Here is an 11,752-nt window from a genome sequence, read left to right as displayed (position 1 = left end):
CCCGCACCAGCCCACCCAGCCGGACCACACCTCCAGCCCCACCACGCCTGGAGACGCAGGGCGGCGGCACGGGGCACAGCCCCGAACTTCTCAGCCCCGCCGGCGTTTGAGGCGCGGGGTCTGGGGCGGAGCCCCGGCGCCAACGCCGCACCCGCGCACCCCCCACCTACCGCGGAGCGACGAAGAGACTCTGCGCACTCCGCCCAATCGGCCCCTTCTCATCGTGCAACCGCGCATCCGCAAGCCCGATCCCACTCCCCTCCACACTCGTCCGAGCCTCCACACACGCCCACTCCCCCACCGGATGCCGATGCAGATGCACGCTCAGGTCCCCGTTGATGAAGACGTACCGCCCGAAGTCCATCACCGAGCTGATCCCGTTCCCCGAATCGGCAGCGATCAGCACCCGGTCCAGCGCCCTGGTCTCCTCCCCGGCCACCAGCGGCACCTTCATCCGCATCCAGCAGGTCCCAGGCCCCAGTTCAACGAACGCCCCGTCCGTGAACCGCGTCTCCATCGCCGTGTGGTACCCGGTCTCCCACGGCACCGGGAAGAACGGCGTCACCTCCACCTCCCCCGGCGGCGGCAACTGCGGCCCCGGAACCACGGCCGGCACGGCCTCCTCCGCCACCCGGATCCGCAGCGCCCGCGCCAGCATCACCGGCGCGGCCCCGCCCGCCGGAGTGAGGGCCGCCTCGACCACCTCCGTACTGCGCCCAGCCCGCAGCACCGAAGTGGTGATCTCCAGCCCCCCGATCGGCACCGGCCGCAGGATCTCGTACGTGATCCGCGCGACCCGCATGTCCCCGCGCGCGCCGGCCCGCTCCTCCACGGCCCTGCCGAGCAGCGCCGCAGGCGGCCCCGCATGCTGCGAGCCCGGGTCCCACGGCCCGCGCGTGTACTCGGTGGCGGTGAACCGCCCGGCATCAACCCGTTCGAAGAATCCCTCGACAGCGCCCATACCAGCACGCTACCGACAGGTAACCACCGGCACCACCCCCGCACCCACCCCTCAGCGGGCGAAGCCCAGCCCCACCCCCAGCCCCACCAGCACCGACCCGATGGCCCGGTTCAGCGCCTTCTGCGCCTTCAGCATCCGGTCCCGCAGACGCGAGTTGGAGAAGAACAGCGCCACCGCCCCGAACCACCCCAGGTGCGCCCCCGACATGAACAGCCCGTAGCCCGCCTGCTGCCACACCGGCGTCTGCGGGTCGACCACCTGCGTAAAGGTCGACACGACGAACAGCGTCGTCTTCGGATTGAGCACATTGGTCAGGAACCCCGACCGCATCGCCCCGAGCCCCGTCAGCTGCGGCTTCGACTCGAGGTCGACGGTCACCTCGGCCCGCGCCCGGAAGGTCCGGATCCCGATCCACACCAGATAGGCCGCTCCCGCCAGCTTGATCACGGTGAACAGAGCGGTCGACGAGGCGATCAGCAGACCGACCCCGAGCATCGTGTACGAGACGTGGACCAGCACCCCGGCCGCGACCCCGGCGGCGGCGAACAGCCCGGTGGGCCGCCCGTAGAGGTAGCTGTTGCGGACCACCATGGCGAAATCGGCGCCCGGGCTGATCACGGCGAGGAAGGTAATGACACCGACGGCGATCACTTCAGTCATAGAGGCATGCTGACCGCTCCTCCCCCAGCGATCAACCCCGCCCGCCAGCCACCCACTTGAGAGATCCACCCACCCGCGCCACACGCTCCCCATACTGAAGAAATGATCTCCCTACGCCTCTTCCACCCCGCCCACGACGGCCCCCTCCTCCGCACCTGGGTGACCAGCCACGCCGAGCTCATGACCTGGGCCGGCCGCTCCTTCTCCTGGCCCCTGGACGACGCCCAGCTCACCGCCTACGCCGCCGAGCCCGGCCGCCACACATGGACCGCCATCACCGCCGCCGGCGACCCGGTCGGGCACGTCTCCCTCGCCGGCACCCGCCTCGGCCGGGTCCTGATCGCCCCCGAAGCACGCGGACGGGGCCTCGGCGAGACCCTCGTCTCCCTCACCGTCTCCCACGCGTTCGGCGAGCTGAAGCTTCCCGAGCTCAGCCTCGGCGTCTGGGCCCACAACACGGCGGCGATCCGCATCTACGAGAAGCTCGGCTTCCGCACCGAACAGGTACTCAAGGACGTCGAAGAGGCAGACGGCATGCCCTGGACCGCCCACCAAATGCGACTCGCCCGCCCCGACCAGTAACAATGAACATCGTGCCGAGTACCCCCGCCCCCGCCCCGCTTCCCGTCCTGCAAGCCGACTGCGCGAACTGCTTCGCCCTCTGCTGCGTGGCCCTCCCCTTCGCCAAGTCCACCGACTTCGCCGTGAACAAGCCCGCCGGCACCCCCTGCAAGAACCTCCAGCAGGACTTCCGCTGCGGCATCCACACCCGGCTGCGCGACAAGGGCTTCCAGGGCTGCACGGTCTTCGACTGCTTCGGCGCGGGCCAGCAGGTCTCCCAGGTCACCTTCGGCGGCCAGGACTGGCGCACCCACCCGGACACGGCCCGCCTGATGTACGACGCCTTCCCGGTGATGCGGCAGCTGCATGAGCTGCTCTTCTACGTGTCCGAGGCACTGACCCTCCCGGCCGCCGCCCCGGTCCACCCGGAGCTGCGCCGCGCGCTCACGGAAACCACCGAGTGGACGCACGCCGACGCGGACACCCTCACGACCCTGAACGTCGACGCCCTCAGGCAGCAGATCAACACCCTCCTCCTGAAAGCCAGCGAGCTCGTACGGGCCAAGGCCCCGGGCCGCACAAAGAACCACCGCGGCGCGGACCTCATAGCCGCCCGTCTCTCCGGCGCGGACCTCCGCGGCGCGAACCTCCGCGGCGCCTACCTGATCGCCGCCGACCTCACCCGCGCCGACCTCCGCACCGCCGACCTCATCGGCGCGGACCTCCGCGACACCAACCTCCGCGGCGCAGACCTCCGCGACGCCCTCTTCCTCACGCAATTCCAACTCAACGCCGCTCAAGGCGACCCCGCGACCCACATCCCCCCATCCCTCACCCGCCCCACCCACTGGACCTGACCCGGTGCGAAGCCAGCCAGCCGGCGCTTGAGGCACAGGACCCCGGGCAAAATCCAGCCTCGCCGGCGTTGGAGGCGCGGGGGCCCGGGCAGAGCCCCGATCCTGAAGCCGCACGAACCCACCCACCCGCGCAGCACTCCAGCCCCGCCGGCATTCAAGGCGCGGCACTCCGGCAGATTCAGCCTCGCCGGCGTTTGAGGCGCGGGGCCGGCCCCAGCTTGTCGATGACCCGCCGGCGCAGCAGCTGGTACTCCTCCCAGCGCCTCGGCAGCCGCCCGCCCGGCCGCTTCCCCATCGGCCGCTCCGCCGTGACCGTCTGCCCGCGCCGGAACTGCTCCCGCGTCAGGTCGATCCGTATCCCCCCGGGCATGACGTTCCAGCAGTGGAACCCCTGCTGCTCCCCGTCCAGCCAGACCTCGCCGACCATCAGCCCGCCGCCGACTATGTCCTGGACGACCAGACTCGTGATGTCGCAGTGCCCCCACGCCGGATTGTCGGAGGTCCAGGGCGCCCGCTCCACATCGTCGGGCGAGCAGGTCTCGGCCGACCATCCCGCCCGGATGGCCGCCTCCACATCAGCAAGAGTCCAGGGAGTCGTCGTCATGCCCCAAGCCTGACGCACCCCACTGACAATGCCCCTGACCTGCTAAAACAACCGCACCACCCCGCAGCACACCCGCACCTGACGGAATGTCGGAAAATATCGCCACACCGACCCGGCGACACGCGGGCCCACTACGCCGAACGGCGGCCCCGCCCCCCACCCCCCGTACGCCGAGACGACAATCATTGCCCGGCGTCACCCCCCGTGATACACAGAGTGACCGTACGTTCTTTCGCACACACACCACCCCCGCCCAGGTCAGAGCGCGCGGGCGGGGCGCGGGCCGGGAGAACGGGTAAAGAGACCCGTCAAGTCGACGACGGCGGCAGTTTCATCAGCGAAGATAGTGAGTGACCCCTGCCGTCAGGCACGGGCTTCCGGAACTACCCATACAGGGGCGGTGAGTTACATGATCCTGGCAGCCGAAAAGGGCGACATCACCACCATCATCGGCGGAATCGCCCCGAACTGGGGGCCGTTCGGCAGTCTCGGCAACGAAGCGAAGGTCATGATCGAGGTGGTCATGGCCGTGGCGATCCTCCTCTGCCTCGGCATCGCCATCTGGGGCGCGGCCAAGCAGCGCATCGGCGCGACCGCCCTGCGCGACACGTTCAGCGCGGAACAGGGCAAGGGCCTGATCGTGGCCGGCCTCACGGGCGTCTTCATCATCGGCTCCCTGGGCACCCTCTTCACCATCGTCTACGGAATGGCCGTCTAGCCGGGCCACCGCGGCCGTACCTGATGAGGACTCACCACACCGCGCCTGCGCGGGAACCAGCGCTACCGTCGTACGACGCGGAGGGGGCCGACACGGAATGAGCAACGACGACCAGTACGGCGGCACGGGCCAGACCCGTACCCGCCTCCCGGACTCCCCCGCGGACCCGTACGGCCCCACCCGCCGCACCCCCCGCGCCTCCCGCAGCCTGATCACGGTGGTCGGCGTGGTGGTCCTCCTGATCGCCGCGATCGCGTTCGCGAACCAGGGCCCGGACACCCCGTCCACCCCGGCCTCGGACAAACCCCCGGCAGCCTCCTCCACCTCCCCCACCGGCACGGACCCGGTCACGGGCAAGAACGGCGGCGTGCCTTCCGGGTTCAGCCAGGACCAGCAGGGCGCCCAGTCGGCAGCCTCCAATTACGCGGTGGCCCTCGGTTCCGACGGCATGTTCAACCCCGCACGCCGTCACGCCATCGTGGACGCGGTCGCCGAGGAGGGCAGCCGGACCAAGCTCCAAGCCGCCTTCGACGCCGACTACTCGGCAGGACTGCTCTCCCAGATCGGCCTCACGAAGGACGGTCTGGCACCGCCCGGTTCCACCTTCGTCAACCGGACGGTACCGGCCGGAGCCAAGGTGAAGAACTTCGCCGGCGGGACCGCCGCCGTCGATGTGTGGTGTGTTGGCATGTTCGGGCTGACCGGCGAGAAGTCCACTCGCCCCGTCACCAGCGGCTGGTTCACGATCTCGATGACGCTCAAGTGGAACGGCACCGACTGGAAGGTCGTCGAAACCTCGCAGAAGGACGGCCCCACCCCGGTCACCGGCGACAACCCCGTATCCACCTCCGACGAGATCGGCAGCGCCGTCACCGAATTCGGAGGGTTCACCTATGCCCGGTAGCCACCGGCTCCCGCTCCGAAGGATGGGCGCCACCGTCGCGGTCCTCCAGACCGCGGCCGTCCTGTTCGCCTCGCGTGCGATGGCCGCGCCAACCCCCACGCCGACGCCCACTCCGGCGCCGAGCGCAAGCAACGACCCGTGCGCGCTGATCGCCGGGCCGGCCCGGGAGTACTGCGACCGGGGAGCCGGCGGAGCCCCCAGCCGAGGCCTCACCCCCAACGACCCGGCCGACGCCCTCAACCCCCTGGCCTCCCTGGCCAAGGGCTGCGCCGACGCCGCCGCCTGGATCGTCGGCAAACTCAGCGAAGCAGTCAAGGGCTCCGCCAACGTCGACTTCACCAACCCCGCCTTCCTCAAGCAGTACTCCGTCGTCTTCGCCGCCTCCACCATCCTCACCCTCGTCCTCTGGCTCTTCGCCGTCGCCAAGCGAGCCGTCCGCGGCGTCCCCCTCACCACCGCCCTCTCCGAAGCCATCGGCTTCCTCTGGCTCACCGTCCTCGCCTCCGCCTTCACCCCCCTCATCCTCTACACCGTCGTCTCCGCCACCGACGGCGTCACCGAAGTCATCGCCTCCGCCACCGGCGGCCAGACCGACGTCTTCTTCGGCTCCTTCTCCGAAGCCCTCAAGAAGGGCGACGACATCGGCGGCGGCCCGATCATGCTCATCGTCGTCGCGCTCGTCACCGTCCTCGCCGCCGGCATCCTCTTCCTCGAGCTCTTCATCCGCGCCGCCCTCCTCTACGTCGGCGCCCTCCTCGGCGTCGTCGTCTACTCGGGCCTCGTCGACCGGAACCTCTGGGGCCACGTCCGCCGCTGGGCGGGCATCATGATCGCCGTCATCCTCGTGAAGCCGGTCATCGTCATCGTCCTCGGCCTCGCCGGAGCCCTCGCCGGCGAGAAGGGCCCCAACGCCTTCTCCGCCGTCGTCACCGGCCTCTCCATCATCCTCCTGGCGATCTTCGCCTCCGCGATGATCTACCGCTTCGTCCCCGGCTTCGGCGACGAGATCGCCTCCGCCCGCTCCAGCCGCACCAAGGCCACCGACGGCGCCCAGGCAGCCGCCGTCATCAGCTCCCCCGCCTCCCTCGTCTCGCAGGGCATCAAGACCCACAGCAGCCGCGGCGGCGGCTCCCACCGCGCGAGCGGCGGAGCCGGAGCCGGAACCGGCGCCAATCAGATCTCCGGCGGCATGGCCGCCCACAGCAGCCGCACCTCCGGCGGCGGAGCAGGCGGCGGAACTGTCCCCTCCGCCGCACCCCCGCCCCGCACGAGTTCGAGTACGAGGAACACAGGAGGTGACGGGCGTTGACGTCCCAGTCCCACCAGCTGCACCCGGTCGCGCCCCGCCGCACCTATCTCATCGGCCGGGCCCGGCCGAACGCGATCGTCGGCAAGAACCGCGAGACCGGCGAGATCGCCCTGATCATCGCGGGGGCGTTCCTCGGCATGATGAGCGGACTGCTCGTCCCCGACCTCACCCTGCGCATCGTCAGCCTCGCCGGCTTCCCCATGCTCGCGCTCGCCGCCGTCTACATCCCGTACAAGGGCCGCACCTTCTACCGCTGGTTCGAGATCAGCCGCAGCTACAAGCGCATCCTGCGCCGCGGCACCACCTACCGCTCGTCCGCCATGGAGGCCGGCGTCCGCGCCGCCGACGGCCGCGAGGTCGAGGTCGGCCCGCCCCCCGGCATCGGCCGCATCAACTGGCTCGCCGCCCCCTTCGGCCCCGACGAGATCGCCGTCCTCCTCCACGCGGACCGCCGCACCGTCACCGCCGCCATCGAGATCGAGGGCCCCGGCGTCGGCCTGCGCGACAGCGAGGACCAGGAGGCCCTCGTCGACCGCTTCGGCACCCTCCTCAAGCACGTGGCCAACGGAGACGGCTTCGTCACCCGCCTCCAGATGCTCGCCCGTACGCTGCCCGCCGACCCAGACGCGCACGCCAAGGACGTGGCCCAGCGCGGCGACACCCAGGCCCCCGGCTGGCTGCGCGACTCGTACGACCAGCTCCAGTCGATGGTGTCCACCTCCTCCGAACAGCACCGCGCCTACCTCGTCGCCTGCATGCACTACACGCGCGACCTCGCGGCCGAGGCCCACACCATCGCCCGCGCCTCCACCCCCCACAAGGGGCGCAAGCTCAACCGCGACGCGGGCCTCGCCATCGTCATGGCCCGCGAGCTCACCGACATCTGCGCCCGCCTCGCCGAGGCCGACATCCGCGTCCGCCAGCCGCTGGGCCAAGGCCGCCTCGCGTCCCTCGTGCACTCCATGTACGACCCGGACCACCCCATCGACCACATCCAGGCCATGACCAAGCGCAACGCCTGGCCCGCCGAACTCGACGCCGTCGAACCGACCTACCTCCAGGCCAAGACCCGCGAGTCCTCCACCCGCGCCCCCTGGTGCCACGCCACCGCCTGGGTGAAGGAGTGGCCGATGACCCCCGTCGGCGTCAACTTCCTGGCCCCGCTCCTCGTCCACACCCCCGACGTCATCCGCACCGTGGCCGTCACCATGGACCTGGAGCCCACCGAGGTGGCCATCGAGCGCATGCTCACGGAGAAGACCAACGACGAGGCCGACGCCTCCCGCGCCGCCAAGATGAACCGCACCGTCGACCCCCGCGACATCGCCGCCCACGGCCGGCTCGACCAAAGGGGTGAAGATCTCGCCAGCGGTGCGGCAGGAGTCAACCTGGTCGGGTACATCACGGTGTCCTCGCGGTCACCCGAAGCCCTCGCCCGCGACAAGCGGACGATCCGCGCCTCGGCCGGCAAGTCCTACCTGAAGCTGGAGTGGTGCGACCGCGAGCACCACCGCGCCTTCGTGAACACCTTGCCGTTCGCCACCGGCATCCGACGCTAGCCGGAAGGAAGTGCCGCCCATGCGAGATCCCATGTCCGCCCTGACGGACGCCTTCACCAGCTTCCTCTTCGGCAAAGTCGAAACCACGCGCCTGCCCGTCCGCACCTCCACCGGGCAGGCGCAGGCCGTCTACCTGCCCACCGCCGCCCCCGGACTCGGCGACTCCGGCGTCATCATCGGCCGCGAGGTCTACAGCGGCAAGGGCTACATCTACGACCCCTTCCAGCTGTACGGACAGCAGCTCCCGGCCCCGCACTGGCTCGTCCTCGGCGAATCCGGCAACGGCAAGTCCGCGCTGGAGAAGACCTATGTCCTGCGCCAGCTCCGCTTCAAGGACCGCCAGGTCGTCGTCCTCGACGCCCAGGGCGAGGACGGCGTCGGCGAGTGGAACCTCATCGCCCAGCAGCTGGGGATAACCCCCATCCGCCTGGACCCCATCGCCGCCAACGACGACGGGATCCGCCTCAACCCCCTCGACCCGTCGATCACCACGACCGGGCAGCTCGCGCTGCTCCGGACCATCATCGAAGTCGCCATGGGCCACGGCCTCGACGAGCGCGCCGGCTTCGCGCTCAAGGTCGCCCACGCCTACGTCGTCGACGCCATCCAGGACCGCCAGCCCGTCCTCACCGACATCGTCGAGCAGCTGCGCCACCCCGAAGCCGAATCCGCGCTCGCCATGAACGTCGACATAGACGATGTCCGGGCCTGGGGCCTCGACGTGGCGCTCGTCCTCGACCGCCTCGTCGACGGCGACCTGCGCGGCATGTTCGACGGCCCGACGACCGTCGGCATCGACCTCGACGCCCCGCTGATCGTCTTCGACCTCTCCCACATCGACCGCAACTCCATCGCGATGCCGATCCTCATGGCGATCGTCGGCGTCTGGCTGGAGCACACCTGGATCCGGCCCGACCGCAAGAAGCGCATCTTCCTGGTCGAAGAGGCCTGGCACATCATCAACAGCCCGTTCGTGGCCCAGCTCTTCCAGCGCCTGCTGAAGTTCGGCCGCCGCCTCGGCCTGTCCTTCGTCGCCGTCGTCCACCACCTCTCCGACGTCGTCGACGGCGCGGCCGCCCGCGAGGCCGCAGCCATCCTCAAAATGGCCTCCACCAGAACGATCTACGCCCAAAAGGCGGACGAGGCCCGCGCGACGGGCCGCGTCCTCGGCCTCCCCCGCTGGGCGGTGGAAATCATCCCCACCCTCACCCCGGGCATCGCGGTCTGGGACGTCAACGGCAACGTCCAGGTGGTCAAACACCTGATCACCGAAGCCGAACGCCCCCTGGTCTTCACCGACCGCGCCATGACCGAGTCCTCCGCCGCCACCCGCCTCCACGACGACATGCTGGCCGCCGAACTGGAGTCGGAGGAACGGGCCCTGGCCATCGAACGCCGCCGCGGCAGCGGCGGCCCAGGTTCCGCGACCACGGTGGCCTGACCATGCACGACGCACGACGTACGCAGACCCCCGCGCGGGGCGGCATCCCGGACGGCCTGCTGGTCGGCCTCCTGGCCTTCCTCCTCGGCCTCGCCGTCCTCATCTGGTCGGCCACGGGCCTGGCGGCCCTCTTCTCCAAGGGCAGCTGGCCCGCCACCGTCACCTTCACCCGGACCCCGGGAGCCGTGCGCGCCCTGATAGCGCAACCGCACGACGTCGCGGGCGCCTGGCCGGACACCGACCCGGCCGCGCTCCCGGGCTGGGGCCTGTTCTGGGGCCTGTTCATCAGCCAGCTCCTGGTGCTGTTCGTGCTCACCGTCTTCGCCATCGGCGTGATCGCCCGCACCAAGTCCCGGCGCGCCCTGGCCCGCCAGGCCGCCGCACTGGCCCCCGTACGTCCCGAACCGCCTGCCGTGCCCGCGCAGGCCCCTGTCCCGGCGCCCGCTCCCGCCCCGGCGCAGCTCGCCACGGCACCGGCCGGCCCGGCGCAACCACAGACCCCCGCCCCCGGAGCGGACCGTACGCCTCCCCCGGCGGACGAGGCCTACCGCTACGGCTTCGGCTACGCCCCCACGGCCGCAGGAGCCTCGGGAGCCCCAGCAGCCCCAGCAGCCCCAGCCCCAGGAATCGCAGCAGCCCCGCAGCGCCTGGCCTACGCCGGCCCGTACGACCGCTTCCGCGCGGCCGTGGCCCGTATCGGGGACACGGAGGGGGCAGCGCTGATCGTGACCTCCTCCCCCACCCTGTGGGCCGAGACCAAGGACGCCCGCGCCAAACTGGGCCCGGTCCTCCTCTACGACCCCTCGCACCTGTGCGACACCCCGGCCCGCATGCACTGGAACCCCACCGACGGCTGCGCCGACCGGGACACCGCCGCCGCCCGCGCGATCGCCCTGCTGGCGCCCGTACGCCCCCAGGCCCGCATGGACGCCGCGGTCGCGGACACCGCCGAAACGCTCCTGCGCAGCTGGCTCCAGGCCGCCGCCCTGGACGACCGCCCCTTCAAGCAGCTCCACCGCTGGACCCAGGGCAACAACGCCCAAGACCCGGTCCGCATCCTGCGCACCCACCCCCAGGCCGCCCCCGGCTCAGCCGGCGAGCTGGAGAGCGCCCTCACCGCCCACGCCGAACGCCGTGAGCTGGCCCAGAACCTGACGGCCCGGGCCCTCTCCTGCCTGACCTCGATCCACATCCGCGAGGCCTGCAATCCCAACCGAACGGATGCCCTCACCCTGGCTTCGTTCACAGCCGAAGGGGGCACCCTCTACATGGTGGGTGAAGCCCTGGAGGACCCCCGCACCCACCCGGGTGCGATGCCCTTGCTGACCGCACTCGCCGCTCACGTGGTCGAGCACGGCCGCCGCATGGCCGCACGGTCATCCCACGGTCGGCTCGACCCACCACTGTCCCTGATCCTGGACGACGTGGCGGCGGTGGCCCCCATCCCCCAGCTCCCGGAACTCCTCCAGGACGAGACGCTCCCCCTCCTCGCCCTGTGCCGCAGCCGCGAACAGGCCCGCTCCCGCTGGCCGCAGGCAGACCTCCCCTAGTCCTTCCGGTCCTTCGGCCGCGGGAACACGTACTCGATCTCCCGCGCAGCAGTATCAATGGGCACGGGCACGACCAGCCCCGTCGCCTCGAACCCGAACCGCCGGTAAAAGGCCGCGGCCCGTCCGTTCTCCTCGTGTACGAAGAGCCGTACGCGCTCCAGCGCCGGCTCCTCCAGCGACCACGCCCACTCCATCGCGGCCGCGAACAGCGCCTCGGTCAGCCCGCTCCCCCGCTGCTCGGGCCGCACGAACACGCCGACCAGGTGCCCCTGGTGCACCTCGATGTCCTCATCGAAGATGCCCGTGCTCCCGGCCTCCTCAACGAGCACCACCACATTGCCGTTCCACGTTCCGTCCGGCGCCTCGGCGATGAACTGCCGTGCCTGCCGACCGTGCGAAGCGCCCTCGGTACGCTGCTGCCAAAACGCATCCGGCCGCCCCGCGGCGGCCTCCTCGGTCTCCAGGAAGGCAACGGCGGCCGCAGGATCCCGCAGAGCCGCGATCCGCAACTCCTTGACCTTCTCCCACTCGCCGGCTCGGACAGGACGTATCACGTGCTGGTTCATGGCTGATGATCTTAGCGCCACTCCGATCATCGAATCCCTGAGAACGCAGAAAAGCCCCGCAC

General features: G+C 70.8%; 12 protein-coding genes. 8 read left to right on the top strand and 4 right to left on the bottom strand.

Translation table 11 applies throughout. From position 1 onward, the window contains the following. Positions 1–166 precede the first annotated feature (166 nt). Positions 167–961 (bottom strand): thioesterase family protein, encoded by a 795-nt coding sequence (locus J7E94_RS23275; protein ID WP_215018519.1) that lies wholly within the window; start codon positions 959–961, stop codon positions 167–169. Positions 962–1,012: 51 nt separating this feature from the next. Beyond that, complete coding sequence (locus tag J7E94_RS23270; protein ID WP_215018517.1) at positions 1,013–1,621, bottom strand: LysE family translocator; 609 nt, start codon at positions 1,619–1,621, stop codon at positions 1,013–1,015. Positions 1,622–1,723: 102 nt separating this feature from the next. On the opposite strand from J7E94_RS23270, the gene J7E94_RS23265 reads away from it, so the two are divergent. After that, positions 1,724–2,203 (top strand): GNAT family N-acetyltransferase, encoded by a 480-nt coding sequence (locus J7E94_RS23265; RefSeq protein ID WP_215018515.1) that lies wholly within the window; start codon positions 1,724–1,726, stop codon positions 2,201–2,203. 2 nt (positions 2,204–2,205) lie between these two features. Further along, entirely contained in the window at positions 2,206–3,039 is an 834-nt protein-coding gene (locus tag J7E94_RS23260) for a pentapeptide repeat-containing protein (RefSeq protein WP_215018512.1), read from the top strand. A gap of 178 nt (positions 3,040–3,217) precedes the next feature. Here the strand turns inward: J7E94_RS23260 and J7E94_RS23255 are convergent, their stop codons facing one another. Then, positions 3,218–3,643 (bottom strand): hypothetical protein, encoded by a 426-nt coding sequence (locus J7E94_RS23255; RefSeq protein ID WP_215018511.1) that lies wholly within the window; start codon positions 3,641–3,643, stop codon positions 3,218–3,220. A 409-nt stretch (positions 3,644–4,052) separates the two neighbouring features. Here J7E94_RS23255 and J7E94_RS23250 point away from each other — a divergent pair, with 409 nt between their 5' ends. From J7E94_RS23250 to J7E94_RS23225, 6 genes are all read left to right on the top strand, one after another. Continuing rightward, a complete protein-coding gene (locus J7E94_RS23250; protein ID WP_008742356.1) occupies positions 4,053–4,361 on the top strand; it encodes a hypothetical protein in 309 nt (102 codons plus the stop codon). Positions 4,362–4,458: 97 nt separating this feature from the next. Next, entirely contained in the window at positions 4,459–5,265 is an 807-nt protein-coding gene (locus J7E94_RS23245) for a hypothetical protein (protein WP_215018508.1), read from the top strand. A 22-nt stretch (positions 5,266–5,287) separates the two neighbouring features. Beyond that, positions 5,288–6,574, top strand: coding sequence for a hypothetical protein (locus J7E94_RS23240; protein ID WP_251057104.1), 1,287 nt, complete (start codon positions 5,288–5,290; stop codon positions 6,572–6,574). Continuing rightward, entirely contained in the window at positions 6,571–8,133 is a 1,563-nt protein-coding gene (locus tag J7E94_RS23235) for an SCO6880 family protein (RefSeq protein WP_215018504.1), read from the top strand. Before J7E94_RS23240 ends, J7E94_RS23235 begins: the two co-directional genes overlap by 4 nt. 19 nt (positions 8,134–8,152) lie before the next feature. Further along, positions 8,153–9,574, top strand: coding sequence for an ATP-binding protein (locus J7E94_RS23230; RefSeq protein WP_215018503.1), 1,422 nt, complete (start codon positions 8,153–8,155; stop codon positions 9,572–9,574). 2 nt (positions 9,575–9,576) lie between these two features. Continuing rightward, positions 9,577–11,124 (top strand): type IV secretory system conjugative DNA transfer family protein, encoded by a 1,548-nt coding sequence (locus J7E94_RS23225; protein ID WP_215018501.1) that lies wholly within the window; start codon positions 9,577–9,579, stop codon positions 11,122–11,124. Here the strand turns inward: J7E94_RS23225 and J7E94_RS23220 are convergent. Next, positions 11,121–11,690, bottom strand: coding sequence for a GNAT family N-acetyltransferase (locus tag J7E94_RS23220; protein ID WP_215018499.1), 570 nt, complete (start codon positions 11,688–11,690; stop codon positions 11,121–11,123). The genes J7E94_RS23225 and J7E94_RS23220 overlap by 4 nt on opposite strands. Positions 11,691–11,752 lie beyond the last annotated feature (62 nt).

The sequence above is a fragment of the Streptomyces sp. ISL-94 genome (genome assembly GCF_018614075.1).
Lineage (GTDB): Bacteria > Actinomycetota > Actinomycetes > Streptomycetales > Streptomycetaceae > Streptomyces.
The sequence above is the reverse complement of the archived record's forward strand: the minus strand, read 5'-3'. Positions and strand labels throughout refer to the sequence as shown.

What these genes read in the sequence shown, in the direction of transcription:
- J7E94_RS23270 (WP_215018517.1), bottom strand. Translation starts at nt 1,621, where the DNA reads ATGACTGAAGTGATCGCCGTCGGTGTCATTACCTTCCTCGCCGTGATC.
- J7E94_RS23265 (WP_215018515.1), top strand. Translation starts at nt 1,724, where the DNA reads ATGATCTCCCTACGCCTCTTCCACCCCGCCCACGACGGCCCCCTCCTC.
- J7E94_RS23245 (WP_215018508.1), top strand. Translation starts at nt 4,459, where the DNA reads ATGAGCAACGACGACCAGTACGGCGGCACGGGCCAGACCCGTACCCGC.
- J7E94_RS23225 (WP_215018501.1), top strand. Translation starts at nt 9,577, where the DNA reads ATGCACGACGCACGACGTACGCAGACCCCCGCGCGGGGCGGCATCCCG.
- J7E94_RS23220 (WP_215018499.1), bottom strand. Translation starts at nt 11,690, where the DNA reads ATGAACCAGCACGTGATACGTCCTGTCCGAGCCGGCGAGTGGGAGAAG.
- J7E94_RS23250 (WP_008742356.1), top strand. Translation starts at nt 4,053, where the DNA reads ATGATCCTGGCAGCCGAAAAGGGCGACATCACCACCATCATCGGCGGA.
- J7E94_RS23260 (WP_215018512.1), top strand. Translation starts at nt 2,206, where the DNA reads ATGAACATCGTGCCGAGTACCCCCGCCCCCGCCCCGCTTCCCGTCCTG.
- J7E94_RS23230 (WP_215018503.1), top strand. Translation starts at nt 8,153, where the DNA reads ATGCGAGATCCCATGTCCGCCCTGACGGACGCCTTCACCAGCTTCCTC.
- J7E94_RS23240 (WP_251057104.1), top strand. Translation starts at nt 5,288, where the DNA reads ATGGGCGCCACCGTCGCGGTCCTCCAGACCGCGGCCGTCCTGTTCGCC.
- J7E94_RS23275 (WP_215018519.1), bottom strand. Translation starts at nt 961, where the DNA reads ATGGGCGCTGTCGAGGGATTCTTCGAACGGGTTGATGCCGGGCGGTTC.
- J7E94_RS23255 (WP_215018511.1), bottom strand. Translation starts at nt 3,643, where the DNA reads ATGACGACGACTCCCTGGACTCTTGCTGATGTGGAGGCGGCCATCCGG.